Source organism: Micromonospora sp. NPDC047793, from assembly GCF_040642635.1.
In the GTDB taxonomy this organism is placed as follows: domain Bacteria; phylum Actinomycetota; class Actinomycetes; order Mycobacteriales; family Micromonosporaceae; genus Micromonospora.
The window spans coordinates 333,431-359,777 of record NZ_JBEYSG010000006.1 but is presented as its reverse complement, the minus strand read 5'-3'; the positions used below and the strand labels follow the sequence as shown (position 1 = coordinate 359,777).

Annotated in this window: 18 protein-coding genes; 14 read left to right on the top strand and 4 right to left on the bottom strand. The window is 69.7% G+C overall.

Annotation, left to right across the window (positions count from 1 at the left end; all coding sequences use genetic code 11):
- Nucleotides 1–110: 110 nt before the first annotated feature.
- Nucleotides 111–1,424, bottom strand: coding sequence for a hypothetical protein (locus ABZ738_RS16070; RefSeq protein ID WP_131052437.1), 1,314 nt, complete (start codon nucleotides 1,422–1,424; stop codon nucleotides 111–113).
- 628 nt (nucleotides 1,425–2,052) lie between these two features.
- On the opposite strand from ABZ738_RS16070, the gene chvE reads away from it, so the two are divergent.
- The 4 genes from chvE to ABZ738_RS16050 all read left to right on the top strand — a co-directional run bounded on the left by chvE (nucleotide 2,053) and on the right by ABZ738_RS16050 (nucleotide 7,452).
- Nucleotides 2,053–3,189: a multiple monosaccharide ABC transporter substrate-binding protein gene (gene chvE, locus ABZ738_RS16065; RefSeq protein WP_131052436.1), complete on the top strand. Its 1,137-nt coding sequence runs from the start codon at nucleotides 2,053–2,055 to the stop codon at nucleotides 3,187–3,189.
- A gap of 103 nt (nucleotides 3,190–3,292) precedes the next feature.
- On the top strand, nucleotides 3,293–4,831 hold the full coding sequence (mmsA, locus tag ABZ738_RS16060; protein ID WP_131052435.1) for a multiple monosaccharide ABC transporter ATP-binding protein: 1,539 nt from the start codon (nucleotides 3,293–3,295) through the stop codon (nucleotides 4,829–4,831).
- Entirely contained in the window at nucleotides 4,828–6,078 is a 1,251-nt protein-coding gene (gene mmsB / locus ABZ738_RS16055; protein WP_131052434.1) for a multiple monosaccharide ABC transporter permease, read from the top strand. Before mmsA ends, mmsB begins: the two co-directional genes overlap by 4 nt.
- A 99-nt stretch (nucleotides 6,079–6,177) precedes the next feature.
- The gene (locus tag ABZ738_RS16050; RefSeq protein WP_176093832.1) at nucleotides 6,178–7,452 is read left to right on the top strand and encodes an ROK family transcriptional regulator; all 1,275 of its coding nucleotides are present in this window, start codon (nucleotides 6,178–6,180) and stop codon (nucleotides 7,450–7,452) included.
- 170 nt (nucleotides 7,453–7,622) lie between these two features.
- On the opposite strand, the gene ABZ738_RS16045 is transcribed toward ABZ738_RS16050, so the two are convergent.
- Nucleotides 7,623–9,266, bottom strand: a complete 1,644-nt coding sequence (locus ABZ738_RS16045; protein WP_357213835.1) for a ricin-type beta-trefoil lectin domain protein — start codon at nucleotides 9,264–9,266, stop codon at nucleotides 7,623–7,625.
- Nucleotides 9,267–10,265: 999 nt separating this feature from the next.
- On the opposite strand from ABZ738_RS16045, the gene araB reads away from it, so the two are divergent.
- The 7 genes from araB (at nucleotide 10,266) to araA (ending at nucleotide 19,315) form a co-directional block, all read left to right on the top strand.
- Entirely contained in the window at nucleotides 10,266–11,948 is a 1,683-nt protein-coding gene (gene araB, locus ABZ738_RS16040) for a ribulokinase (protein WP_131052431.1), read from the top strand.
- A complete protein-coding gene (locus tag ABZ738_RS16035; RefSeq protein ID WP_357213831.1) occupies nucleotides 11,945–12,637 on the top strand; it encodes an L-ribulose-5-phosphate 4-epimerase in 693 nt (230 codons plus the stop codon). Before araB ends, ABZ738_RS16035 begins: the two co-directional genes overlap by 4 nt.
- 127 nt (nucleotides 12,638–12,764) lie before the next feature.
- Nucleotides 12,765–13,769 (top strand): ABC transporter substrate-binding protein, encoded by a 1,005-nt coding sequence (locus ABZ738_RS16030; protein ID WP_236145655.1) that lies wholly within the window; start codon nucleotides 12,765–12,767, stop codon nucleotides 13,767–13,769.
- 187 nt (nucleotides 13,770–13,956) lie between these two features.
- Entirely contained in the window at nucleotides 13,957–15,498 is a 1,542-nt protein-coding gene (locus ABZ738_RS16025) for a sugar ABC transporter ATP-binding protein (RefSeq protein WP_131052429.1), read from the top strand.
- A gap of 156 nt (nucleotides 15,499–15,654) precedes the next feature.
- Nucleotides 15,655–16,719, top strand: a complete 1,065-nt coding sequence (locus ABZ738_RS16020; RefSeq protein WP_131052428.1) for an ABC transporter permease — start codon at nucleotides 15,655–15,657, stop codon at nucleotides 16,717–16,719.
- Nucleotides 16,720–16,795: 76 nt separating this feature from the next.
- Nucleotides 16,796–17,785 (top strand): galactofuranose ABC transporter, permease protein YjfF, encoded by a 990-nt coding sequence (gene yjfF / locus ABZ738_RS16015; RefSeq protein ID WP_131052427.1) that lies wholly within the window; start codon nucleotides 16,796–16,798, stop codon nucleotides 17,783–17,785.
- A gap of 27 nt (nucleotides 17,786–17,812) precedes the next feature.
- A complete protein-coding gene (araA, locus tag ABZ738_RS16010; protein ID WP_131052426.1) occupies nucleotides 17,813–19,315 on the top strand; it encodes an L-arabinose isomerase in 1,503 nt (500 codons plus the stop codon).
- A 90-nt stretch (nucleotides 19,316–19,405) separates the two neighbouring features.
- Here the strand turns inward: araA and pip are convergent, their stop codons facing one another.
- Nucleotides 19,406–20,374 carry a prolyl aminopeptidase gene (gene pip / locus ABZ738_RS16005; RefSeq protein ID WP_131052425.1) on the bottom strand — a complete coding sequence of 323 codons (969 nt, stop codon included), beginning with the start codon at nucleotides 20,372–20,374 and terminating at the stop codon, nucleotides 19,406–19,408.
- 42 nt (nucleotides 20,375–20,416) lie between these two features.
- Here pip and ABZ738_RS16000 point away from each other — a divergent pair, with 42 nt between their 5' ends.
- The 3 genes from ABZ738_RS16000 to ABZ738_RS15990 all read left to right on the top strand — a co-directional run bounded on the left by ABZ738_RS16000 (nucleotide 20,417) and on the right by ABZ738_RS15990 (nucleotide 24,794).
- Nucleotides 20,417–20,971, top strand: a complete 555-nt coding sequence (locus tag ABZ738_RS16000; RefSeq protein WP_176093834.1) for a MarR family transcriptional regulator — start codon at nucleotides 20,417–20,419, stop codon at nucleotides 20,969–20,971.
- Between the two features lie 333 nt (nucleotides 20,972–21,304).
- Nucleotides 21,305–23,392, top strand: a complete 2,088-nt coding sequence (locus tag ABZ738_RS15995) for an RICIN domain-containing protein (protein ID WP_357213823.1) — start codon at nucleotides 21,305–21,307, stop codon at nucleotides 23,390–23,392.
- A 412-nt stretch (nucleotides 23,393–23,804) separates the two neighbouring features.
- On the top strand, nucleotides 23,805–24,794 hold the full coding sequence (locus ABZ738_RS15990; RefSeq protein WP_176093836.1) for a LacI family DNA-binding transcriptional regulator: 990 nt from the start codon (nucleotides 23,805–23,807) through the stop codon (nucleotides 24,792–24,794).
- A gap of 77 nt (nucleotides 24,795–24,871) precedes the next feature.
- On the opposite strand, the gene ABZ738_RS15985 is transcribed toward ABZ738_RS15990, so the two are convergent.
- Complete coding sequence (locus tag ABZ738_RS15985) at nucleotides 24,872–26,245, bottom strand: endo-1,4-beta-xylanase (protein WP_131055841.1); 1,374 nt, start codon at nucleotides 26,243–26,245, stop codon at nucleotides 24,872–24,874.
- Nucleotides 26,246–26,347: the final 102 nt, after the last annotated feature.

The following is a 26,347-nucleotide window of genomic DNA, read 5'->3' as shown; positions in this document are numbered from 1 at the left end:
GCCCCGGCCCCCCCCCCAATCGCTCGGGTCGCGTGGACCACGAACGAGGCTCGCCGGCCGCGAGATCGATCGCGGCCGGCGAGCCCGGACGGTGCCTCTTGAGCGGTGTGTCAGCCCTTACGCTGGGCCAGCAGCCACTGGAGGATGTTGCGGTCCTCGTACGTCGGGCCGTAGGCGGCGTGGTAGTCGGGCAGGGAGAACGCGTCGTTGCCGTACTCGGTGTAGTGCAGCAGCTTGGCGATCTGCGCGGGCGTCTTGCCCTGGGCCTCGTAGGCCGCGCGCAGGGCGGTGTGCGTGTTGCGGGCGAGCGAGATGTTGAGCAGGTGGTCGTTCACCCCGTGGGTGATCCAGAGCGGCACCTCGCCGGCGGCGATGGCCTTGGCCTGGTCGGCGCCGACCTGGAAGCCGCCGGTCACCAGACCACCGGCGAACAGGTCGGGACGCTTCGCGAACGCCTCCCAGAGCAGCCGGGAGCCGTACGACACGGTGGTGGCGTAGACCCGGTCGGTGTCCACCGCGTGGTCCTTGACGAACTGGTCGACCAGCCGGATCAGCAGGTCGCCCTCGGCGGGCAGGCCGACCCGCTGGTTCTGCGGGGCGAGCACGATGACGTCCTCGCGGCTGCCGGTCCAGCTCGACTGGAGCCAGGCGGTGGCCGGGATGTCGGCGGCGATCTGGACGCCCAGGTTGTCGCCGTCCCAGCCCATGCCGTGCCCGGGCAGGACGACCATCAGCGGGTACTTCTTGCCGGGCTGGTAGTTCTTCGGCAGGTGGTAGTGGTACGGCAGCACCATGCCGCTGCTCAGGTACGAGCCGTACTGGAAGTCGTCGACGAGCAGGTTCACCGGCTCCTCGGTGACCCCACGCGGGGTCTTCGGGGCGGCCTTGGCCTGCACCGGGCCCTTGCCCTTGCCCTTACCGGGCTGGGCGTGCACGTCCTTGCGCTGGGTCACCCGGGTGGGCAGCTCGGTGTTGACCTTCACGCTGCACAGGAAGGTCGGGCACTTGGAGACGATGACGGTCCAGCCGAGGTTCTCGGCGGGGTCCAGCTCGACGATGACGTACCGACCGTCCACCGAACGACGGTCCGCGCGGGTGGTCGGCGCGCTGTTCGTGTAGGTGTGGGTGACCTTGCGGTCGGCCAGCTTCGGCAGGTCTTCCATCTGGTTGAAGCGGAAGTTGTAGACGGTGTCGGAGACCGAGAAGGTGGAGTTGTCGAGCTCGCGGGGGTTCACCGTCTGCGGGTACTCGACGGCGACGGCGGAGACCTTCTGGCCGTACGTGTAGACGGTGGTGATCGGTGTGACACTGCGGATGCCCCCGGTGTTGCCACCGGGACCCTTCGACGCGGCGTACGCGGCCGTGCCGGAGGTGGCGAGAAGTGCCACCGCCGCCACGGCGGTGAGCGTCCTTCGCAGTCTCATCGGTCCTCCTTGTTGGACGCGTCCGGCTGCCGCGGGCGGGTCCCGTGGCAGCGCCCCGGACCGGTTGCGGTGGTGTGGGGGAGGACGGGCGCTAAACTGATTTAGCAGAGCATCGACGTCCGGCTGGGCGATGTCAAGACCGCGCTGGTGATGGCACGGGGACCGACCGTGCGCCCCCTGGCCGCAGACGCGCCTGCGGTGAAGTCCGGACCGGCGTGCCGGGTGCGACCCCGCCCCTCCGGTCCGTCGTGGAGCGTGAGGCGCGGCCGGTCACACTGTGTGATCGCCGGGTGGGTGTCCGTCGACCGGGTGATCCGTTTTCCTTTGCGTGTCGACGGATGCGACTGCCGGTGTCCGGACCGTCGCCCCGGGCCACCGGTTGGCGTATTCTCTGCTCTCGATGGATGTTATTCGGGTGGCCGGTGCGAACGCGCGACTTCCTTCGATGTGCAACGCCTTGACCTGGGGTGATTCGGCCGACCGGTGGAGCCTCGGCTTCGTTACGAGAACGTGACCGGTGGATTTCCGGCGAGGTGTTGACCCGGGCAATGTGAGCGCTAACACTTGGGCCCCGAAGTGCGATCCACGCAGCCGGTGCGACGGCGCGAGTTCCAGATTGGGGAAGCCAGTGAGCAGAAGAATTCTGGCCGCTCTCGGTAGCGCCGCCCTGGCGCTGAGTATGGCGGCGTGCAGTGGCGACGGTGCCGGAAGTGGCAACACCAGCGACGAGAAGCCGTCCGACCTCACCATCGGCGTCTCGATGCCGACCCAGACCTCCGAGCGGTGGATCGCCGACGGCAACTCCGTCAAGGAGAAGCTGGAGGCCAAGGGCTACAAGGTCGACCTCCAGTACGCCGGTGACGACATCCCGACCCAGTCGCAGCAGGTCGACCAGATGATCACGCGCGGTGCCGACGTGCTGATCATCGCCGCGATCGACGGCACCGCCCTGAGCGGACAGCTCCAGGCGGCGGCCGACGCGAAGATCCCGGTCATCTCCTACGACCGGCTCATCCGGGACAGCCCGAACGTCGACTTCTATGTCAGCTTCGACAACTACAAGGTCGGCGTGGCCCAGGCCAGCGCCCTCCTGGTCGGCCTCGGCCTGCAGACCAAGGACGGCGGCAAGGGCGAGGCGACCGGGCCGTTCAACATCGAGCTGTTCGCCGGGTCGCTGGACGACAACAACGCCCACTTCTTCTTCGACGGCGCGATGGACACCCTCAAGCCGTTCCTCGACGCCGGCACGCTCAAGGTGAAGTCCGGGCAGACCAAGATCGAGCAGGTGGCGATCCTGCGGTGGCAGCAGGAGGCCGCGCAGAAGCGCATGGAGGACCTGCTGACCTCCAGCTACAACGACAACAGCAAGATCGACGGCGTGCTGTCGCCGTACGACGGGATCTCGCGCGGCATCATCACCGCGCTGCAGAACGCCGGCTACCGGGGTGCCGACGAGATCCCGGTCGTCACCGGGCAGGACGCCGAGATCGCCTCGGTCAAGCTGATCGACGACGGCATCCAGAGCTCCACCATCTTCAAGGACACCCGCCTGCTGGCCGATCAGGCCGTGGTCGCCGGTGAGGCGTTCCTCCAGGAGAAGACGCCCGAGGCCAACGACAGCGAGACCTACAACAACGGTGTCAAGGTCGTCCCGTCGTACCTGCTGCCGGTCGAGACCGTCTTCAAGGACGACATCCAGAAGGTGCTGATCGACTCCGGTTACTTCACCGCGGAGGAGGTCGCCGCCGGTCAGGCCAAGAGCTGACGGCGACACCCCCGGGGGCTCGGCGGCGGTGTCCGCCGCCGAGCCCCACCCGCATCGACCACCCACGACAGACCTCACGACACAGATCGCCAGGACGGTGCAGATGGACGACAACATCCTCGAGATGCGTCACATCACCAAGACCTTCCCCGGGGTGGCGGCGCTCCAGGACGTCTCCCTCGCTGTACGCCGGGGGGAGATCCACGCCATCTGCGGCGAGAACGGCGCCGGCAAGTCCACCCTGATGAAGGTGCTGTCGGGCGTCTACCCGTCCGGCAGCTACGACGGTGAGATCCTCTTCGACGGCGCCCCGGTGCACTTCCGTGGCATCCGGGACAGCGAGGACCGGGGCATCGTCATCATCCACCAGGAACTCGCGCTGGTGCCGTACCTCTCGATCGCCGAGAACATCTTCCTCGGCAACGAGCGCCGTGGCCGCAGCGGCCTGATCGACTGGAACCGCACCAACGCCGAGGCCGCAGAACTGCTCGCCTCGGTCGGGCTGCCGGAGAACCCGGTGACCCCGGTGGTGCAGCTCGGCGTCGGCAAGCAGCAACTGGTCGAGATCGCCAAGGCGATCTCGAAGAAGGTCCGGCTGCTGATCCTGGACGAGCCGACCGCCGCGCTCAACGACGTCGACTCGGCGCATCTGCTCGACCTGATGCGCCGGCTGCGCGACCAGGGCATCACCTGCATCATGATCTCGCACAAGCTCAACGAGATCACCGCCATCGCCGACTCGACCACGGTCCTGCGCGACGGCCGCACGGTGGAACGCCTGGAGATGGCCTCCGGCGAGGTCACCCAGGAACGGATCATCCGCGGCATGGTCGGCCGCGACCTGGACAGCTTCTATCCCGACCGGGTCTCGTCACCGGGCGCGGAGGTGCTGCGGATCGAGGACTGGTCGGTGCGGCATCCGACGCAGGACCGGCTGGTCGTCCAGAACGCCGGCCTGAACGTCCGCGCCGGTGAGGTGGTCGGCATCGCCGGGCTGATGGGGGCCGGGCGGACCGAGTTGGCCATGAGCGTCTTCGGACGGTCGTACGGTCGGGACATCTCCGGGCGGCTGGTCATGCACGGCCGCGAGATCCGGGCACGGTCCGTCGCGGAGGCGATCCGCAACGGCATCGCGTACGCCACCGAGGACCGCAAGCGGTACGGCCTCAACCTCATCGACGACATCCGCCACAACGTCTCCGCGGCGGGCCTGCGCAAGCTCGCCCACCTCGGATGGGTGCACGACAACGAGGAGACCAAGGTCGCCGAGACCAGCCGGCGCGACATGCACATCAAGGCGCCGAGCGTGATGTCGGTCGTGGGCAAGCTCTCCGGCGGCAACCAGCAGAAGGTCGTGCTGTCGAAGTGGCTCTTCACCGACCCGGACGTGCTGATCCTGGACGAGCCGACCCGGGGCATCGACGTCGGCGCGAAGTTCGAGATCTACACGATCGTCAACCAGTTGGTCGCCGCCGGTAAGGCGGTGATCATCATCAGCTCGGAGCTGCCCGAGCTGCTCGGCATGTGCGACCGCATCTACACGATGTCGGCGGGGCGGATCACCGGCATGGTGCCGGTCGGCGAGGCCACCCAGGAGAAGCTCATGGAACTCATGGCGAAGGACAAGGAAACCGTCGGATGACCAGCACCAAGCCCTCCTCGGTGTCGAAGGGCCCGTCGACCGAGAGTGCTCCCGCCGCCGCGCTGCACGTCGGCAGCAGCGACCCCCGTACGTTCATCATGAACAACCTGCGGCAGAGCGGCATCTTCGTCGCCCTCGTCGTCATCGTCGCGCTCTTCGCGTTCCTCACCGACGGACTGTCGCTGAGCCCGGGCAACATCACCAACATCGTCCTCCAGTACTCGTACATCCTGGTGCTCGCGATCGGCATGGTCATCGTGATCATCGGCGGGCACATCGACCTGTCGGTCGGCTCGGTGGTCGCGTTGACCGGCGCGGTCTCCGCCGTGGTGGTGATCCGGCAGGGCCAACCCTGGTGGATGGGCGTGGTGGCCGCGCTGCTGGTCGGGTTGGCGGTCGGCGCGTGGCACGGCTTCTGGGTCGCGTACGTCGGCATTCCCGCCTTCATCGTGACCCTGGCCGGCATGCTGCTGTTCCGTGGTCTCACCCTGCGGGTGCTGGACAACATCTCGCTGTCGCCGTTCCCGGCCGAGTACAACAGGATCGCCGCGGGCTTCCTCAACGGACTCATCGGCGGCGACGGGTACGACGCCTTCACACTCCTCATCGGCGCCATCGCGGTGGCCGGTTACGTGGTGAGCTGCTTCCGCACCCGGGTGGCGCGCATCCGCTACCAGCAGCCGGTCGAGTCCTTCGCGCTGTTCGTCGCCCGGATGGTGCTTGTCGGCGCGGTGGTCATGTACTTCGCCTGGCAGCTCGCGAACGCCCGGGGTCTGCCCATCGTGCTGATCATCCTCGCCGCCCTGGTGCTGGTCTACGGCATGCTCACCCGGCGGACCGTCTTCGGTCGCCAGGTGTACGCCATCGGCGGCAACCTTCCCGCGGCGATGCTGTCGGGCGTCAAGGTGAAGTCCGTCAACTTCTGGATCTTCGTCAACATGGGCTTCCTGTCGGCCGTGGCCGGCATCATCTTCTCCTCACGCTCCAACGGCGCGCAGCCCGCCGCAGGCAACATGTTCGAACTCGACGCGATCGCGGCGGCCTTCATCGGCGGCGCGGCCGTCACCGGTGGGGTCGGCACGGTCGTCGGCGCGATGGTCGGTGGTCTGATCATGGCGGTGATGAGCAACGGCATGCAGCTGATGGGCGTGGACCAGTCGATGCAGTCGGTGGTGAAGGGACTGGTGCTGCTCGTCGCCGTCGCCTTCGACGTCTACAACAAGCGGCGTGCCGGCGCGAGTCGCTGATCGACGGGCGCGGGTCGACCGGTCCACGGTCGACCCGCGCTTGACGTCGTCCCACTGAGTGGACACACTCCCTCCCGTCGGCCGTACGTCCCGTCGCTGATGCCGGAGGTCGGGTTGGTCCAGGAGGAGATCCGTCGGCGCAACGCCGGCACGCTGCTGCGGCACGTGCACCTCGGTGGCCCGACGTCCCGCGCCGGGCTGGCCGAGCGGATGGGCCTCAACCGCAGCACCATCATGGCGCTGACCACCGAGTTGAGCCGGGCGGGCCTGGTCCACGAGGAACTGCCGACCGATACCGGCCGCGCCGGTCGCCCCTCGCTGATGGTCCGGCCCTCGGCCGACCGGTTCTATGTGCTCGCCTTCGACGTGGCGGTGGACCGGCTGGTCGCGGCCCGCGTGGGGCTGGGCGGGGCGATCCTGGACCGACGGGAGGCGGTACGCCCGCGCGCCGGGCCGGACCTGCACCGCGTGGTGGCCGTCCTGGCCCGGTTCGGTCGCCAACTGCACCGTGCCGCGCCGCCGCAGGCGCGATGCGTGGGCATCGGCGCCTCGTACTGCGGGATGATCCGGCCCGGTGACGGGATGGTCCGCTTCGGACCGGACCTGGGCTGGGTGGACCAGGACTTCGGCGCGGAACTCGGCCGCCGCCTCGGGCTCGGCCTGCCGGTCGCGGTCGGCAACGAGGCCCATCTCGGCGCCCAGGCCGAGCAGCGGCGCGGCGCGGGTGTCGGCTTCGACAACCTCATCTACCTGCACGGAGACGTCGGCGTCGGCGGGGGCATCATCGTCGGCGGACGGCTGCTCGGCGGCGACGGCGGTTACGGCTGCGAGCTGGGGCACATGGTGGTGAACCCGTACGACGGACGGCCGTGCGGCTGCGGCTCGTCCGGCTGCCTGGAGGCGGAGGTGGGTGAGCGGGCCCTGCTCGACGTCGCGGGCCGCCCCGCCGAGATGGTCGGCCGGGCGGCCATCCGGTCGGTTGCCGACGACGCCGATCGCGGCGATCCGGTCGCCCGCGAGGCGTTCCGACGGATCGGGGACTGGCTCGGCATCGGCGTGGCCAACCTGATCAACCTGTTCAACCCCGGCATGGTCGTCTTCGGCGGGATGCTGTGCGACGTGTACCCGGGTGCGGCGGCCCAGGTGCGCAGCCGGATAGCCCGCAACGTGCTGCCGGTGGCCCGGGAGAGCGTGCGCCTGCGTACCGCCGCGCTCGGTGACGACGCGACATTGGTCGGCGCGGCCGAACTCGGGTTCGCCCCGCTGCTCGACGACCCGTTGGGCATCTGCGCGCCGGTGCCGCAGGACACCATCACCGGCCGGTGTGCCACACCCACGACGGCCCGCCGCGAGCCGCCCGCCCGCTGCGGCTGAGTGCCGGCGTACCGGTCGACGCCCGTCTCGCGCGCACCCCCGGACGTTGGCCGCGTCGGGGCGTACCCGCCGGGGTGTCGACGTCCGGGCACGGCGGACCGGGCGGGTGTCGGGGCACCCGCCCGGCCCGTCACCCGGTCACGCCGGGCGACGGGTTCGCGCCGTCCGGGTCAGGCCCGGCTCCACCGTTGGTTGGCGGCGGTGTGGCAGTTCCAGACCAGGACCGTGGTGCCGTTCGCGGTCCCGTTGTTGTTCACGTCCAGGCAGAGGTTCGGGAACCGGACGTTGCTGACCGTGCCGTTGCCGTTGAAGGTCCACTGCTGGTTGGTGCCCCCGTTGCAGTCCCAGATCTGCACCGGGCTGCCGGCGGTGGCGGTGGTGGAGACGTCCAGGCACTTGCCAAGCACCTGGAGGCTCTGGCCGTTCTGGGTGAAGCTCTGGTTGCTGTTGCTGTGGCAGTCCCAGATCAGCGTGGCGGTGCCGTTGGCGGTGCCGCCGTTGTTGACGTCGAGGCACCGGCCGGAGGACTCGCTGCGCAACCGGAAGGTGGTCGGCGGGTTGGTCGTGCCGCCGCCGCTGACCCGGAAGACCGCCGTGCCGTGTGCCGGCACACTGGCGGAGATCGCGCCGGTGCTGGTCGAGGTGCCGTTGGTCCAGGCGTCGCGGAGCGTGAAGGAGCTGCCGGACTTGCCGATGGCCGCCGCCGTGGTGGACACGGTGGTGGTGGACGAGCCCTGGTTGAGCAGGGCCACCGCGACGTCGCCGTTGGCCAGCCGCTTGGCCAGCACCCGGCGGGTGCCGTCGTGGGACACCTGCACGGCCTGGAGGGCGAGCGGGTCCTGGTTGATGGCGATGAGCTGCGGGTTGCGCAGGATGGCCAGGGTCGCCGCGTTGGCGTTGCGGATGTCGTTGCCGGCGATCAACGGCGAGGCCATGATCGACCAGAGCGCGAAGTGGCTGCGCATCTCGGTGTCGTTCATGCCCCCGTTGCCGACCACCATCATGTCCTGGTCGTTGAAGGCGCCCGGTGCGGCCCACGGGGCGAGGGGAACGGTGACGTTGACGATGTTCTGCACGCCCATCGGGTAGCCGTTGGTCTGCCCGGTGTTCCACGAGTTGGTGATGTCCTCGGTGGTCCGCCACATGTTGGCGATGTCGCCCCAGTTGCGCTGCGGACCGGTCTTCTCGTGGATGCTGTTCGGGTTGATGCTGTAGACGATCGGTCGGCCGGTGGCGGCCAGCGCGTCACGCATCAGGGAGAAGCCGGCCACCTGGTCGTTGATGGTGCCCCAGGGCGAGCACCAGTCGTACTTGAGGAAGTCCACGCCCCAGGCGGCGAACTGGCGGGCGTCCTGGTATTCGTGTCCGAGGCTGCCGGTGGAGCCCGGCCAGGCGCCGAAGTACTGGGCGCAGGTCTTCTCCCGGGGCACCTGGTAGATGCCGAAGAGCAGACCCCGGGCGTGCAGGTAGTCGCCGAGCGCCTTCATGCCGCTGGGGAACCGGCCGGCGTGGGCCTGCAGGTTGCCCTGGGCGTCGCGGTTCGGGTCGAACCAGCAGTCGTCGACGACGACGTACTTGTAGCCGAGGTCCCGCATCCCGGTGGAGACGATCGAGTCAGCCATCTGATGGATCAGGGCCTCGTTGATGTTGCACCCGAAGGTGTTCCAGGTGTTCCAGCCCATCGGTGGCGTACGGGCCACCCCGTTGTTGAGTGCCTGTGCGGGTCTCGGCGAGTGGAGCCCGTCGACGACGACGGCCGTGAACGCCAGCATCAGGACGCTCAGGACGGCCAACCATCGTGGTCGTGCGCGCATGCGGACCTCCTTCAAGGTCACGGGAGCCAACAGGTGTCGTCCGTCGATGACCGACGACGAGGTGCCCGTGTGGTGGTGGGGGTGGTACGACGTGCGTGGTGCGTCGCCGGGTGGGCGCACCGGTGGTGGCAGAGCACCGGCCGGGCGAGGGTGCGCCGGTGACCGGCGGCGGTCGGCCCTCGCCGTCGGCCGTGGCCGCACGGAGTCCTCGGCCGGCCACGCTCAGCATGGATGTCGCGAATGTTATCGCTGACATTCAATTCTGTAAATCACTCGTGACGGGTGGTCGAGGTGTGTGCGGCAGGTCTGCCCTCGCTCTCATCGACCGTCGACGCGGTGATCGTGCACGTCAATGCGGATACGGACCCTTGCGGCAAGGCGGCGTGCGTGCGGTGGAAGGACGCCGGACGCGATCTGCCTTGATCGTCTGATGAATCGCCAATGTTAACGCTCATTTGAGGGTCGGCTGAACGGACCGGTCGCCGGGGCCGATCGGTGCCGCGCCGACGGTCGGACGGTGGCGGAGGTCGGTTCCCGGGTGCCGTCCACGGTGCCCGGTGTCCGTACGGATGTGCGCAGCTCGTACCCGGGTGCCGAGACCGTGCGGGTCCGGGTGCGGCGCTCCGGCGCGGGGCGCCCCGCGCGGTGATCGTGCGGCGGTCGTCGCGCGCCCGCGTCCGCTCCGGTCCGACCGGTCCGGCACGCCGTCCCAGCAGGCCGAAGAGGGCCGGGTGCGGTCGTCGTCCCACCCTCCGGTGCGCCCCTGGCGCCCGGCTCGCGTCGGCGGGGTTCGTGCCCGGCCCCACGGTGGCCGGTGCGCCGATGAGCCGGATGCGGCATGACCTGGGGTGGGGGCGTCGCCGCGCGCCACCCTTCGGTAACCTGTTGACGACGGTCTATTCCTCGGTGTACTCCGTTACGGAGCTGTTGCCGGCAGGTGTCTTGACGGCGCAGGATGTGAGCGTTAACACTGAGGTCCGTCATCGGCCGGAGGTGAAGATGAGCGGAGTGGACGAAGCAGGCGACCGGTACGTCGTCGGCGTCGACTACGGCACCCTGTCGGGACGGGCCCTGGTGGTCCGGGTCCGCGACGGTGCCGAGTTGGGGACTGCGGTGCACGAGTACCGCAGAGCGGTCATCAGCACCGCCCTACCGGACGGCGGCACCCCGCTGCCGCCCGACTGGGCGTTGCAGGACCCCGAGGACTACCGCGACGTGCTGCGCCACGCCGTTCCGGCGGCGGTGTCCGCCGCCGGGATCGACCCGGCCGACGTCATCGGCATCGGCATCGACTTCACCGCCTGCACGGTCCTGCCGACGCTCGCCGACGGCACCCCGCTGTGCGAGGTGCCGGAGCTGCGCCAGCGCCCGCACGCCTGGGTCAAGCTCTGGAAGCACCACGCCGCCCAGCCGCACGCGGACCGGATCAACGCGCTGGCCCACGAGCGGGGGGAGCCCTGGATCGGCCGCTACGGCGGCAAGATCTCGGCCGAGTGGCAGTTCGCCAAGGGCCTGCAGATCCTGGAGGAGGACCCGGAGGTCTACCGCCGGGCCGAGCGCTTCGTCGAGGCGGCCGACTGGATCGTGTGGCAACTCTGCGGCGTCGAGACCCGCAACGTCTGCACCGCCGGTTACAAGGGCATCCTCCAGGACGGTAACTACCCGTCGGCGGACTACCTGACCGCGCTCAACCCCGACTTCGGCGACTTCACGGCCAAGCTGGACGGTCCGCTCCTGCCCCTGGGCGCGAAGGCGGGCGGGCTCACCGCCACCGCCGCGACCTGGACCGGGCTGCCGGAGGGCGTCGCGGTCGCCGTCGGCAACGTCGACGCGCACGTGACCGCGGCCTCCGCCCAGGCGATCGAGCCGGGCCGGTTGGTGGCCATCATGGGCACCTCCACCTGCCACGTGGTCAACGGCACCGTCCCGGCCGAGGTGGCCGGCATGTGCGGTGTCGTCGACGGCGGCATCAGCGACGGCGCGTGGGGCTACGAGGCGGGGCAGAGCGGGGTCGGCGACATCTTCGGATGGTTCGTCACGCACGCCGCCCCGGCCGGGCTCGACTCGCACGAGCGGCTCACCGAGCTGGCCGCCGCGCAGCCGGTCGGCGCCCACGGCCTGGTGGCGCTGGACTGGTGGAACGGCAACCGGTCGCTGCTGGTCAACCACGACCTGAGCGGCATGATCGTCGGTCTGACCCTGGCCACCCGCCCGGAGGACGTCTACCGCGCGCTGCTCGAAGCGACCGCGTACGGCACCAGGATGATCGTCGAGGCGTTCGTGGACGCCGGCGTGCCCGTCGACGACCTGGTGATCGCCGGGGGGCTCACCTCGAACAAGCTGCTCATGCAGATCTACGCGGACGTCACCAACCGGCCGCTGGGCATCATCGGCTCGGCCCAGGGCCCGGCGCTCGGTTCGGCGATCCACGCCGCCGTCGCCGCCGGTGCGTACCCCTCGGTCCGGGAGGCGGCGCAGACCATGGGCCGCGTGCACGAGGCCGTCTACCAGCCGGACCCGGAGCGGGTACGCGCCTACGACGCCCTCTACGCCGAGTACCGCGCCCTGCACGACCACTTCGGTCGTGGCGCCAACGACGTGATGCTGCGCCTGCGGGCGATCCGCAACGCGGCGGTCGAGTCGACCGGGTCGCCGCAGGAGACCGTGGAGGTGCCGGCATGAGCGACGACCTGACCGCACTGGTGACCGAGTTGCGTGCCGGCGTCGCCCGGCTGCACGGCGAGCTGACCCGCTACGGGCTGGTCGCCTGGACGGCCGGCAACGTCTCCGCGCGGGTGCCGGGCCACGATCTGATGGTCATCAAGCCCAGCGGCGTCGACTACGACGACCTCTCGGCCGAGAACATGGTGCTCTGCGACCTCGACGGCGCACCGGTCGAGGGGGAGTTGTCGCCGTCCAGCGACACCGCGGCGCACGCGTACGTCTACCGTGCCATGCCCGAGGTGGGCGGCGTCGTGCACACCCACAGCACGTACGCCACCGCCTGGGCGGCGCGCGGCGAGTCGATCCCCTGCCACCTGACCGCGCAGGCCGACGAGTTCGGCGGGGAGATCCCGGTGGGCCCGTTCGCGCTGATCGGCGGCGACGACATCGGCAAGGGCATCGTCAGCACCCTCACCGGGCACCGGTCGCCCGCGGTGCTGATGCAGAACCACGGCGTCTTCACCATCGGGCGCAACGCCCGGGCCGCGGTCAAGGCCGCGGTGATGTGCGAGGACGTCGCCCGGACCGCGCACCTGGCGCGTGCGCTCGGGCAACCGGTGCCGATGGCGCAGGCCGACATCGACGCGCTCTACGACCGCTACCAGAACGTCTACGGACAACGCCCCTCGCCTCCGGCGAGCTCCTGACCGGTCGCGGGTCCCGGCGACCCGCGACCTGATTCGCACCACCCGCACAGGATCCGCACCACCGACTCAGGCCACCCGTGCAGCACGGCGGGGGGCGTGGACAACCGCACCCACTCGAGGAGATCCGATGAGGAACATGCGAATGCCGATGGCGCGTCGTCGCGCCATCGCGGTCGCCGCCGCCGTGCTGCTCGCCGGCAGCGTGGCGGCCTGCGGTAACAGCGACACCGGTAGCGACGCCGGTGGCGACGACGGCAAGCTCGTCCTGGGCTTCAGCCAGGTCGGCGCGGAGAGCGGCTGGCGGACCGCCAACACCAACTCCATCAAGGAGGCGGCGGCGGAGGCGGGCATCGAGCTGAAGTTCGACGACGCCCAGCAGAAGCAGGAAAACCAGATCAAGGCGATCCGCAACTACATCCAGCAGAAGGTCGACGTGATCGCCTTCTCGCCGGTGGTGGAGTCCGGCTGGGACACCGTGCTCAAGGAGGCCAAGGACGCCGGCATCCCGGTCATCCTGACCGACCGCGCGGTGGACTCGGCGGACAAGTCGCTGTACAAGACGTTCCTCGGCTCGGACTTCGTCAAGGAGGGCCGCCTCTCCGGTGAGTGGCTGGTCGAGGAGAAGAAGGCCGCCAGCGGCGACGTGAACATCGTCGAGCTCCAGGGCACCACCGGTTCGGCCCCGGCCAACGACCGCAAGAAGGGCTTCGCCGAGGCGATCGCGGCCGACCCGAAGCTCAAGGTCATCGCCTCCCAGTCGGGTGACTTCACCCGGGCCGGTGGCAAGCAGGTCATGGAGCAGTTCCTGAAGGCCCACCCGAAGATCGACGTGCTCTTCGCGCACAACGACGACATGGGTCTGGGCGCCCTCGAGGCGATCACCTCGGCCGGCAAGGTGCCCGGCCAGGACATCACCATCATCACCATCGACGCGGTCAAGGACGGCATGCAGGCCCTGGCCGACGGCAAGTTCAACTTCATCGCGGAGTGCAGCCCGCTGCTCGGCCCACAGCTGATGGACCTGGCCAAGAAGGTCAAGGCGGGTGAGGAGGTGCAGCCGAGGATCGAGACCGAGGAGACCACCTTCACCCAGGAGCAGGCCAAGGAGGCCCTGCCCAACCGCAAGTACTGATCGACGCCCGGGGTCGCCGCGCTGACGTGGCGGCCCCGCCGCGTCGCCCATTTCCCGACGGACTGGGCGCCTGGCCCGAGACCCCCGTGCCACGTCCGCCCGGTCGGCCCCACGGCTGACCGGGCGGACGCCACGGGGGCTCCGTGGCCCTTCCGTACAGCGAGAACCCAGAAGAGGATCTGATGGGATGACGGATAGCCGTCCGGTCCTGACGATGACCGGGATCAGCAAGTCCTTTCCCGGGGTGCGTGCACTCCACAACGTCGACTTCCGGCTCTACCCCGGTGAGGTGCACGCCCTGATGGGCGAGAACGGCGCCGGCAAGTCGACCCTGATCAAAGTGTTGACCGGCGTCTACGGCATCGACGAGGGCACCATCACCCTGGACGGCGAGCAGGTCGCCTTCAGCGGACCGATGCAGGCCGCCTCGGCCGGAGTCAGCACCGTCTACCAGGAGGTCAACCTCTGCCCCAACCTCTCGGTGGCGGAGAACATCTTCATCGGCCGGGAGCCGCGTCGCTTCGGCGCCGTGCACTGGGGTGAGGTCCGGCGACGGGCCCGGGCTCTGCTGACCCGCCTGGATCTCGACATCGACGTCAGCGCGCCGGTGGCGAGTTTCTCGCTGGCCGTGCAGCAGATGGTGGCGATCGCCCGGGCGATCGACGTACAGGCCCGGGTGCTCATCCTCGACGAGCCGACCTCCAGCCTGGACGCCGGTGAGGTGGCGCAGCTGTTCCGGATCATGCGGCAGCTACGCGACGAGGGCATCGCCATCCTCTTCGTCACGCACTTCCTCGACCAGGTGTACGGCATCGCCGACCGGATCACCGTGCTGCGCAACGGCACGCTGGTGGGGGAGTACCCGACCGCCGAGCTGCCGCAGCTCGCGCTGGTGGAGAAGATGATCGGTAAGGAGCTCGACGTCCTCGAACGCATCGAGGAGCAGCCCCGGCGGGAGTTGGCGGTCCTGGAGGACGGCACGCCCTTCGTCGAGGTGTCCGACCTCGGGCGCAAGGGCGCGGTCGCCCCGTTCAGCCTGACCATCCACGCCGGGGAGGTGGTCGGCCTGGCCGGCCTGCTCGGCTCCGGCCGTACCGAGGTGGCCCGTCTGCTGTTCGGCGCGGACCGCGCCGACCGGGGCCAGGTGGCGGTCAGCGGCAACGCGACCGGTCTGCGCAACCCGGTGCAGGCCATCGACCACGGCATCGGCTTCTGCTCGGAGAACCGCCGGGCCGAGGGGATCATCGGGGACCTGTCGGTCCGGGAGAACATGATCCTGGCCATGCAGGCGGCCCGTGGCTGGCTGCGACCCATCCCACGGCGTCGCCAGGACGAGCTGGTCGCCAAGTACATCAAGGCGTTGAGCATCCGCCCGCCCAACCCCGAGACGCCGGTCCGCAACCTCTCCGGCGGCAACCAGCAGAAGGTGCTGCTGGCCCGGTGGCTGATCACCGAGCCCCGACTGCTCATCCTGGACGAGCCGACCCGTGGCATCGACATCGGCGCCAAGGCGGAGATCCAGAAGTTGGTCGTCCAGCTCTCCGACGGCGGGATGGCGGTGTTGTTCATCTCCGCCGAGTTGGAGGAGGTGCTCCGGCTCAGCCACAAGATCGCCGTCATGCGGGACCGGGAGATGGTCGCGCACCTGACCAACGACGACACCGTGGACGCCGACCGGGTCATGCAGACCATCGCCAGCGGATCCCAGCGGGAAGGGGTTGAGTCATGAGCGAGCGGAGCGAGCGAATCGGCGGGCTCAGGGCGGTGGTGCCTCATGGCGGCACGGAGCGAAGCGGAGTGCCGTCATGAGCGAGCGGAGCGAGCGAATCGGCGGGCTCAGGGCGGTGGTGCCTCATGGCGGCACGGAGCGAAGCGGAGTGCCGTCATGAGCGAACGGATCAAGCCCCTGCTCGGGCACCGGCTGTTCTGGCCGATCGCCGTCCTGGTGGTGATGCTGGCGGCGAACACGATCTACCGCCCCGGCTTCCTGTCGATCGAGATGAACAACGGCCACCTGTACGGGACCCCGATCGACATCCTCCGGTTGAGCGCGCCGCTGATCCTGGTCGCGCTCGGCATGACCCTGGTCATCTCCACCGGCGGCATCGATCTCTCGGTCGGGTCGATCTGCGCCATCAGCGGCGCCATCGCCTGTCTGCACATCAGTCAGGCACCCGACCAGAACAGCTTCGTCACGGTGGCGACCGCACTGGCGATGGCGCTCGGGGTGGCACTGGTCCTCGGTGCCTGGAACGGCGTACTGGTCTCGGTGATCGGTATTCAGCCGATCATCGCCACGCTGATCCTGATGGTGGCCGGTCGGGGACTGGCGCAGTTGATCACCGAGGGTCAGATCATCACGATCAACTCCGGCCCGTACCGGGCGATCGGTCTGGGTCACTTCCTCACCCTGCCGTTGGCGATCTTCATCGCGCTCGGGGCGGCGTTGCTGGTCGCGGCCTTCACCCGCCGTACCGCGCTCGGCATGATCATCGAGTCGGTGGGTGGCAACCGGGAGGCCAGCCGGTTGGCCGGCATCCGGTCGGGCCGGATGGTCTTCCTGGTCTACGTGGTCAGCGCGGCCTGCGCGGCGGTCGCCGGCTTCATGATGACGGCCAACGTGTCAAGTGCCGACGGCAACGCCGCCGGCCTCTGGGTGGAACTGGACGCCATCCTCGCGGTCGTCATCGGGGGCACCGCCCTGGCCGGCGGACGGTTCTATCTCAGCGGCACCATCCTCGGCGCGCTGATCATCCAGACGCTCACCACCACGGTGTACGCCATGAACATCTCGCCGCAGACGGCGTTGCTGTTCAAGGCGGTCGTCGTGATCGCAGTCTGCCTCATCCAGGCACCGGCGTTCCGCGCCACGTTCAACCGCCGCAAGCGCGGCACCCCACCCCCGCCGGCCCCGACGCCGCAGCGCCAGAAGGAGGAGGCTTCGGCATGAGCGAGCAAAGCGAGCGAATCATCAGGTTCAGCGCGATGGAGTCTCGTGGCGGCATGCAGCGAAGCGGAGTGACGGCATGAGCAGTACGTCGTTGACCACCGGGCCGAGCTGGGCGCGGCTGCCCCGGCGGCACGTGCCGGTGCTGGCCACGCTGGCCCTGCTGCTGGTCATGTACGCGATCGGTGTGTCCCAGTACCGGGCCTTCTCGAACGTCCAGGTCATCTTCAACGTCTTCATCGACAACGGTTTCCTTCTCGTCGTCGCGGTGGGGATGACCTTCGTGATCCTCACCGGCGGGATCGACCTGTCCGTGGGGTCGGTGGTCGCGATGACGGCGATGGTCTCGGCGTGGCTGCTCCAGTCGGGTCTGCCCGCGCTACTGGTGCTGGTCATCGCGTTGCTCATCGGGCCGACGCTCGGGTTCCTGATGGGCTGTGCGATCCACTTCTTCGACATCCAGCCGTTCATCGTGACACTCGCCGGGATGTTCTTCGCCCGGGGCATGTGTACGTTCATCAGTGACTCGTCGATCCGCATCACCGACGGTTTCTGGACCACGATGGCGCAGCACCGGATCGGTGATCCCGGCGGCAACTTCGTCTCGGTGAGCGTGCTGGTCGCGTTCGCGGTGGTGCTCATCGGCGCGTACGTGCTGGCGTACACCCGGTTGGGTCGCAACGTGTACGCGATCGGCGGCAACCCGCAGTCGGCGCTGCTGATGGGGCTGCCGGTGGGGCGTACCCGGATCGCGGTCTACACGATCAGCGGTCTCTGCTCGGCGATCGGCGGGATCCTGCTCTCGTTCTACACGCTCTCCGGGGCGCCGTTGATCGGGATCGGGATGGAGCTCGACGTGATCGCGGCCGTGGTGATCGGCGGCACGGTGCTCACCGGCGGTTCGGGGTACGTCTTCGGCACGGTGCTCGGTGTGCTGGTGCTCGGCGTGATCCAGACGCTGATCACGTTCGACGGTAGCCTCAACTCCTGGTGGACCAAGATCGTTATTGGCGGCCTGCTCTTCGCGTTCATCCTGCTCCAGCGCCTCATCGGCATCCGCTACAAGTGACCGCCCCTCTCGCGGAAGGCAACTCCCATGGCAACGCATCCTGAACCCGAGGTCTGGTTCCTCACCGGAAGCCAGGCGATGTACGGCGAGGACACCCTCCGGCAGGTGGCCGAGCAGTCCCGTCAGATCGCCGCACTGCTCGACGACTCGCCGGACATCCCGGCCCGGGTGGTCTGGAAGCCGGTGCTGACCACCAGCGCGGACATCCTGGAGGTCTGCCGGGACGCCGCGGTGCAGGGTGCGGTCGGGGTCATCGCGTGGATGCACACCTTCTCGCCCGCGAAGATGTGGATCTCGGGTCTGGACGCGCTGCGTACTCCGCTGCTGCACCTGCACACCCAGGCCAACGTCCGGCTGCCCTGGGACGAGATCGACATGGACTTCATGAACCTGAACCAGGCCGCCCACGGCGACCGGGAGTTCGGTTTCATCCAGACCCGGCTCGGGGTGGCCCGCAAGACCATCGCCGGCCACGTCAGCGACCCCCGCGTGGTCACCCGTGTCGGCTCGTGGACCCGGGCGGCGATCGGCTGGTCGGCGATGCGTTCCCTGCGCCTGGCGCGGTTCGGCGACAACATGCGCGACGTCGCGGTGACCGAGGGGGACAAGGTCGAGGCGGAGTTGCGCTTCGGTGTCTCGGTGAACACCTACGGGGTCAACGACCTGGTGCGGGTGGTCGACGAGGTCGCCGACGCGCAGATCGACGACCTGGTCAAGGAGTACGACGACACCTTCCGGGTCGCCGCCGAGCTGCGTCCCGGCGGTGAGCGACACGACTCGCTGCGGTACGCCGCACGGCTGGAACTGGGGATGCGGACCTTCCTGGACGCGGGCGGGTTCCGGGCCTTCACCACGAACTTCGAGGACCTCGGCGGCCTGCGCCAACTGCCCGGCATCGCGGTGCAGCGGCTGATGGCCGACGGCTACGGCTTCGGCGGCGAGGGTGACTGGAAGACCTCGGTGCTGGTCCACACGCTCAAGGCGATGTCGGCCGGCGCGCAGGGCGGCACCTCCTTCATGGAGGACTACACCTACGACCTGACGCCGGGCGAGGAGTTGATCCTCGGCGCGCACATGCTGGAGGTGTGCCCGACGATCGCCGCGGACAAGCCGAACGTGGAGATCCACCCGTTGAGCATCGGCGGTCGGGAGGACCCGGTCCGGTTGGTCTTCGACGCCGAGCCGGGACCGGCGGTGGTGCTCGGGCTGGCGGACATGGGGGAGCGGTTCCGGCTGGTCGCCAACGAGGTGGACGTGGTGCCCCCGCCGCAGCCGCTGCGCCGGTTGCCGGTGGCCCGGGCGGTGTGGCGGCCACGCCCGCACCTGGCCGGGTCGGCCGAGGCGTGGATCACCGCCGGTGCCCCGCACCACACCGTGCTCTCGCACGCGGTCGGCGTGGAGGAACTGCACGACCTCGCCGAGATGAGCCGTACCGAGCTGGTCGTCATCGACGCGAACACCGAGTCTCGTCGTTTCGCCGACGAGCTTCGCTGGAACCAGGCGTACTACCGCCTCGCCCGGGGCTTCTGACCGCGCCGTCCGCGATGCGTCGGTGACGCCCCTCCGCTGGGCGGCACCGACGCACGCGCCCGCTTCCCCTGTGGCGGGGGTTCGGGCCTGCTAGGTGCGCGCCATCGTGTCCGCCGCCTCGGACAGGACGCGCCGCATGGTCTCGCTGCCGGTGTGCCCGGCGTCCCCGACGACGTGCAGACGTGCCCCGGGCCACGCCTGCGCGATCTCCCACGGCGTGATCGCCGGTCCGCTCACGTCGTTGCGGCCGTGCACCAGCACACCGGGGATGCCGGTCAGCTTCGGGACGTCGCGCAGGATCTCGCCGTCGGCCATGAACGCGCCGTTGCCGAAGTAGTGCGCGCAGATGCGGGTCATCGTCAGCCGCTGTCGCAGTTCCCCGGCGGAGTACTGGCCGGGCTGGCCGTTGCTCTCCTCGGAGATGAGCGCGTCCTCCCATGCGCACCATTGCGCTGCGGCCCGGGCCCGTACCGCCGGGTCCGGGTCGGCGAGGAGCTGGCCGTAGCGCAGCAGGACCGGTTCGATCGGTGGTTGGCTGTCGGTCGGCAGCGCGTAGCCCGGCACGCCGGCGTGGGCGACGAATCGTTGCCACGCCTCGGGGAAGAACCGGCCCCCGCCGCGGTACAACCAGTCCACCTCGGAGCGTCGGGTCATGGTCACCGCGACCAGCACCATGCCGCGTACCCGGTCGGGATGGTGCGTCGCGTACGCCAGCGCGAGCGTCGCGCCCCACGACCCGCCGTACACCACCCAGCGGGCGATGCCGAGGTGCTCGCGCAGCCGTTCGATGTCGGCGACGAGATGGGCGGTGGTGTTGGCACTCAGATCGGTGCTCGGGTCGGCCGCCGACGGCGTGCTGCGCCCACAGTTGCGCTGGTCGAAGAGCACGACGCGGAACCGCTCCGGATCGAGTGCCCGTCGGTGCCGGGTCGTGCTGCCGCTGCCGGGACCGCCGTGCAGGACGACGGCGGGTACGCCCTCGGGGTTGCCGCTGACCTCCCAGTAGACCTGGTTGCCGTCGCCGACGTCGAGCATCCCGGTGTCGTACGGCTCGATCATGTGCGCTCCTCGCGATATGACAGCGCTGTTACAGTACCCGCCATGGCAACCTCCGATCCCGGTCCCGGCGTCCTCGGCACGAGACTCGCGACGCTCATGGAGCTGCTCGACGGCGGCATCGGCCAGGTGTACGCCGAGATCGGCCTCCCCGGTCTGCGCGCGCGGTTCGCGCCGGTGCTCCTGGTGGTGGCCGACGACGGGCCGTGTTCGATCCGGGCCGTCGCGACGGCGATCGACGTGACCCATTCGGCGGCCAGTCAGACGGTCGCCGCGATGGCGCGTGCCGGGCTCGTGGAGGCGATCCCCGGCCGCGACGCGCGCACCAGGATGGTCACGCTCACCGACGAGGGGCGGCGCGTCCTGCCGGCGTTGCGGGCCGAGGTCGCCGCCACCACCACGGCGACCCGCGAGCTGGAGACCGAGCTGTCCATGCCGTTGCACGTGCTCGTGGACGAGGCGCTGGCCGCGCTCGCCCGCCGCCCGATGCGCGACCGGATCATCGCTGCCGACCCTGGCCTGCTCGGTGTTCGGGGCGGGGCCGCCGGGGCGGGCGGTCGCCGCGCGGGCGGCCCGCCGCACCCGCCGCGTCGACGGTGATCGGCTCGATCCCTGCCGCCACACCGCCCGGCGTGGACGACGCGTCCGCGCCGCCCCGTCGGGCGGTGGCTTCGTCGTGTCCGGGCGCGTGATCCGGCCCCGCGCAAGTCGTCGGTGTTACATCTTGACTAAGGATCTGTTATCGCTCACAGTCGATAGTGAAGACGGACGATATCTGCGGTCGACCGGGCCAGGCGCGTTCCGCTTCGGCGCAAGCGATCACCACGCCGCACGTGGGCACGGCGGCGGTTGTTAGCGATCACACCACGCGGGACGCATCTACCCCGCGACCGTCTCCTGTGGTCGCTCGGCTCTCTTCTCCCAAGGAGGATCATGGGTACCTTCGAGGTCCCCCGCGTCGCTCCGCGTCGGCGCGGGTGGTTGTCCCGGGCCGTCGCGGCGGTGGCGGCGGTCGTGGTGGGCGGCACGCTGGTGGCGGTCGCACCGTCGCCGGCCGCGGCGGCGACGGTCGACACCAACGCGTGGTACGTGTTGGTCAACCGCAACAGCGGTAAGGCCCTGGACGTGTACAACCTGGCCACGAACGACGGCGCGCGGATCACCCAGTGGACGCGCAACAACGGTAACCAGCAGCAGTGGCAGTTCGTCGACTCCGGTGGTGGCTACTACCGGTTGAAGTCCCGGCACTCGGGCAAGGTGCTGGACGTCTACAACTTCTCCACCGCCAACGGCGCGAACATCGTGCAGTGGAGCGACGGCAACGGCACCAACCAGCAGTTCCGGCTCGCCGACTCCGACGGCGGGTACGTCCGCCTGATCAACCGCAACAGCAACAAGGCGATGGAGGTGCAGAACGCCTCCACCGCCGACGGCGGCAACATCGTGCAGTACGACGACTGGGGCGGCACCAACCAGCAGTGGCAGCTCGTCCGCGTCGGCGACACCGGCAACCCGGGCACCCCCGGCGGCAACTTCACCAACCCGGTGGTCTGGCAGGACTTCGCCGACGTCGACATCATCCGGGTCGGCGACGTCTACTACATGTCCGCCTCGACCATGCACTACTCGCCGGGCGCGCCGGTGCTGCGCTCGTACGACCTGGTGAACTGGGAGTTCGCCGGGCACTCGGTGCCCCGGCTGGACTTCGGCACCAAGTACGACCTGCCCAGCGGGCAACACGCGTACGTGAACGGGATCTGGGCCTCGACGCTGAACTACCGACCCAGCAACCGGACGTACTACTGGGCGGGCTGCATCGACTTCGCCCAGACCCACATCTACACCGCCTCCGCCGTGGACGGCACCTGGAGCCGGCACGCCACCATCCCCAACTGCTACTACGACGCCGGCATGCTGATCGACGACAACGACACCATGTACGTCGCGTACGGCAACGGCACGATCAGCGTGGCGCAGCTCTCCGCCGACGGACGCTCCCAGGTACGGGCCCAGCAGGTCTACCAGACGCCGTCGAGCATCGGCACGCTGGAGGGGGCCCGCTTCTACAAGCGCAACGGCGCCTACTACATCTGGCTGACCCGTCCGGCCAACGGCCAGTACGTGCTCAAGTCGACCAACGGCCCGTTCGGCCCGTACGAGCAGCGGCAGGTGCTGCTCAACATGCAGGGGCCGATCTCCGGCGGCGGCGTACCGCACCAGGGTGGGCTGGTGCAGACCCAGAACGGGGCCTGGTACTACATGGCGTTCACCGACGCGTACCCGGGCGGCCGGATGCCGACGCTGGCGCCGATCACCTGGACCGCCGACGGCTGGCCGCAGGTGCAGACGGTCAACGGCGCGTGGGGCGTGAACTACCCCAACCCGTTGCCGCTGCGGCCGGTCAAGCCGCTCACCGGGGTGGACACGTTCGCCGGCACCCAGCTCGGCGTGCAGTGGGAGTGGAACCACAACCCCGACACCAGCCGGTTCTCGGTGAACAACGGACTGCGCCTGCAGACCGCCACCGTCACCAACGACCTCTACCGGGCCCGCAACACCGTCACGCACCGTATCCAGGGGCCCACCTCGACCGCGACGGTCGAGCTGGATTACTCCACGATGCGCGACGGGGACCGCACCGGCCTGGCCATGCTGCGCGACAACTCGGCCTGGATCGGTGTACGCCGCGACAACGGCGCGACCCGGGTGGTGATGACCAACGGCCTCACCATGGGCAGCAACTGGAGCACCACGAGCACCGGCAGCGAGATCGCCAGTGCCGCGGTGTCCGGCGGCCGGATCTGGCTACGGGCCAACGCCGACATCAGACCCGGCTCCGGGCGGCAGGCGCGCTTCTCGTACAGCACCGACGGGGTCAACTTCGTCTCGCTGGGCAACGCCCTGACGCTCAACAACAACTGGACGTTCTTCATGGGGTACCGGTTCGGCATCTTCAACTTCGCCACCAGCGCCCTTGGTGGTGCGGTGACGGTGCGACGCTTCGAGTTGACGACGCCCTGACCTCGATGTCAGGGCGCCCTCGGGGCGGGTGCGGCGCGTACCTCCGACCGCGCCGCCCGCCGGTACGGACGGTCACCGCGCTCCGGTGACCGAGGGGGTGGTGCCCGGCGACCGGCCGGGCACCACCCGCGTCCCGGCACAGCACGTCATGCGGAATCCCGGTGTACGCCGTCGACCGGGTCGGACGCCGGAGCCCTCGGCGCGACGCGGACTCGGCCCACGGCCTGGCAACGATCGGGATCGGCGCTGACGTAGACTGTGCGTGATCGAGCGCTCTCCACTCGGACGGCACGGGCCGGTGTGGGTACCGCGAGAGGGGATCTTTGTACCCTTAGCCGTTCCAGTCAGCGTCGACCGGTCGCGGCGCCGACCGACATGCGGGGAGTCTGAGATGGCCGTACGCGATCCTGCGATGACGGACGTGGCTCGCCTCGCTGGTGTCTCGCACCAGACGGTGTCACGAGTGCTCAACGGCCACCCGAACGTCCGCGAACAGACCCGACTGCGGGTCCAGGCCGCCATCGCCGAGCTCGGTTACCGCCCCAACCGGGCGGCGCGCGCGTTGGTCACCGGTCGTTCGCAGGTGATCGGCGTGGTCGCCCAGAACACCACCCTCTACGGCCCGGCGTCGCTGCTCACCGCGCTGGAACAGGTCGCCGCCGAGTCCGGCTTCGCGGTCAGCGTGGGCAGCGTCCGGGACCTCGACCACCGGTCCATCTCGGCGGCGGTGGAGCGGCACCTGGCCCACCGGGTCGCCGGCATCGTGGTGATCGCGCCGGTGGAGTCGGCCGGCGAGGCGTTGGAGCGGCTGCCGAAGGACGTCCCGCTGGTCACCGTCGACGGGGATCCGCGCCGACCGATGCCACTGGTGACGGTGGACCAGGCCGCCGGTGCCCGGGCCGCCACCCAGCACCTGCTCGAGGCCGGGCACCGTACGGTGTGGCACGTCTCCGGTCCGTCCGACTGGTTCGACAGCGCGGGCCGGATCGAGGGCTGGCGGGAGGCCCTGCTCGCGGCCGGGGCGGAGATCCCACCGCTGGTGCCGGCGGACTGGTCCGCCGCCGCCGGTTACCGCTGCGGGCAGATGTTGGCCCGGATGCCCGACGTCACCGCCGTCTTCACCGCCAACGACCACCTCGCGCTCGGGGTGCTGCGGGCGTTGCACGAGCACGGTCGCCGGGTGCCGGACGACATCAGCGTGGTCGGCTTCGACGACGTGCCCGAGGCGGCCTACTTCATCCCGCCGCTGACCACCGTGCGGCCGGATTTCGACGCGGTGGCCCGGGCCAGCCTGGAGATGCTGCTGACCCAGATCGAGTCGGCCAGCGGGGGCGCGCTGCGCGAGACGGTCGCACCGACCCTGGTCTCCCGGCAGAGCGTGGGGCGGCCACCGGTCCGCTGAGGCGGTCCGGCGTGCACCCGTGCGGCAGGCAGGGTCCGGCCCGGCCATGCCGGACCGGACCCGCTGCCGGTGGGTGGTCAGCTCGCCGTGCAGGTGGGGGTACCGGACGGACCCGTTCCGGTGCCCTGGAAGCCGAATTCGGTGCTGCCGCCGGCACCGACCTGGCCGTTGTAGCCGACGTTGGCGAAGTTCACCGTGCCGCTGCTGCCGCTGGCCTGGGTGTTCCAGGTGCCGGTGACCGCGGTGCCGCCGGGCAGCGCGACCCGTACGCTCCAGCCACGGATCGCGGAGTTGCCGGCGGTGACCTTGACGGTGGCCACGAAGCCGCCGTTCCACGAGTTCAGCGACACCGATGCGGTGCATCCGCCACCGGTCGACGGGGGCGGGGTGGTGGTGGGCGGCGGGGTGGTCGGGTTCGGCCCGCTGACGCTGTTCAGCGCGTTGAGCACCGACTGGTACGCCGGCTTCTTGTTGCCGTTCGCGTCGAAGAGCAGCGGGTTCTCGTTGCGCCGCCACGAGTCGTTGTCGCGTACGCCCCACACGGTGATGCCGGTGCACCGGGCCACCGCCAGGCAGGCGCGGGTGACCCGTTCGTAGATGCTCGCCTGGTTGGACCCCTGGGCGACGTCCAACTCGGTGATCTGCACGTCCACGCCGAGGTCGGCGAAGCGTTGCAGGTTGGCCTGGTAGTCGCTGGAGAGCGTGGTGCCCAGGTGGGACTGGAAGCCCACGCAGTCGATCGGCACCCCACGGGCCTTGAAGTCGCGCACCATGTTGTAGATGCCGGTCGACTTCGCGTTGACCCCGTCGGTGTTGTAGTCGTTGTAGCAGAGCTTGGCGCTCGGGTCGGCGGTGCGCGCGGTCCGGAACGCGACCTCGATCCAGTCGTTGCCGGTGCGCTGGAGGTTGGAGTCACGCCGACCGCCGCCACCGCCGTCGGCGAACGCCTCGTTCACCACGTCCCAGGAGTGGATCTGGCCCCGGAAGTGGCCGGCGACCCGGGTGATGTGGTTGGTCATGGCGTTGCGCAGCGCGGTGCCGGAGAGGTTCTGTGCCCAGCCCGGCTGCTGGGCGTGCCAGACCAGGGCGTGCCCGCGTACCGACATGCCGTTGGCCCGGGCGTGTGCGACGAGCCGGTCGCCGCCGGTGAAGTTGAAGCCGTTCTGCTGGGGTTCGGTGGCGTCCCACTTCATCTCGTTCTCGGCCACGATGGAGTTGAACTCGCGGTTGAGGATCGTCACGTGTTGACCGTTGAGCATGAACGAGTTGGTGGCGGCGCCGAAATAGCGCCCACTCTGGGCCGCCGCCGCGCCGAGTGTGCTGGCGGCGGCGTTGGCGGCCGGAGCGACGAGCATGGTCGAGGCGAGCAGCGCGGTGCCCGCCACGATGGAGAAGAGCAGGGCGCGCGGCCGGATCGTCGGGCCCCTGTCGTCGGTGGATCTGTGATTCATGACAGACCTCTCGTGGTGGTGGTCGGTACGCCTCTCGGCCGACACGGGACGAGCGGCGACCACACCCGGGGGCGGCCAAGGCTCGGCCCGTCGGGTGCTGGG

What these genes read in the sequence shown, in the direction of transcription:
- mmsB (WP_131052434.1), top strand. Translation starts at nt 4,828, where the DNA reads ATGACCAGCACCAAGCCCTCCTCGGTGTCGAAGGGCCCGTCGACCGAG.
- mmsA (WP_131052435.1), top strand. Translation starts at nt 3,293, where the DNA reads ATGGACGACAACATCCTCGAGATGCGTCACATCACCAAGACCTTCCCC.
- pip (WP_131052425.1), bottom strand. Translation starts at nt 20,374, where the DNA reads ATGATCGAGCCGTACGACACCGGGATGCTCGACGTCGGCGACGGCAAC.
- araA (WP_131052426.1), top strand. Translation starts at nt 17,813, where the DNA reads ATGGCAACGCATCCTGAACCCGAGGTCTGGTTCCTCACCGGAAGCCAG.
- ABZ738_RS16000 (WP_176093834.1), top strand. Translation starts at nt 20,417, where the DNA reads ATGGCAACCTCCGATCCCGGTCCCGGCGTCCTCGGCACGAGACTCGCG.
- yjfF (WP_131052427.1), top strand. Translation starts at nt 16,796, where the DNA reads ATGAGCAGTACGTCGTTGACCACCGGGCCGAGCTGGGCGCGGCTGCCC.
- ABZ738_RS16070 (WP_131052437.1), bottom strand. Translation starts at nt 1,424, where the DNA reads ATGAGACTGCGAAGGACGCTCACCGCCGTGGCGGCGGTGGCACTTCTC.
- ABZ738_RS16030 (WP_236145655.1), top strand. Translation starts at nt 12,765, where the DNA reads ATGAGGAACATGCGAATGCCGATGGCGCGTCGTCGCGCCATCGCGGTC.
- araB (WP_131052431.1), top strand. Translation starts at nt 10,266, where the DNA reads ATGAGCGGAGTGGACGAAGCAGGCGACCGGTACGTCGTCGGCGTCGAC.
- ABZ738_RS16050 (WP_176093832.1), top strand. Translation starts at nt 6,178, where the DNA reads ATGCCGGAGGTCGGGTTGGTCCAGGAGGAGATCCGTCGGCGCAACGCC.
- ABZ738_RS15990 (WP_176093836.1), top strand. Translation starts at nt 23,805, where the DNA reads ATGACGGACGTGGCTCGCCTCGCTGGTGTCTCGCACCAGACGGTGTCA.
- ABZ738_RS16025 (WP_131052429.1), top strand. Translation starts at nt 13,957, where the DNA reads ATGACGGATAGCCGTCCGGTCCTGACGATGACCGGGATCAGCAAGTCC.
- ABZ738_RS15985 (WP_131055841.1), bottom strand. Translation starts at nt 26,245, where the DNA reads ATGAATCACAGATCCACCGACGACAGGGGCCCGACGATCCGGCCGCGC.
- ABZ738_RS16045 (WP_357213835.1), bottom strand. Translation starts at nt 9,266, where the DNA reads ATGCGCGCACGACCACGATGGTTGGCCGTCCTGAGCGTCCTGATGCTG.
- ABZ738_RS15995 (WP_357213823.1), top strand. Translation starts at nt 21,305, where the DNA reads ATGGGTACCTTCGAGGTCCCCCGCGTCGCTCCGCGTCGGCGCGGGTGG.
- ABZ738_RS16020 (WP_131052428.1), top strand. Translation starts at nt 15,655, where the DNA reads ATGAGCGAACGGATCAAGCCCCTGCTCGGGCACCGGCTGTTCTGGCCG.
- ABZ738_RS16035 (WP_357213831.1), top strand. Translation starts at nt 11,945, where the DNA reads ATGAGCGACGACCTGACCGCACTGGTGACCGAGTTGCGTGCCGGCGTC.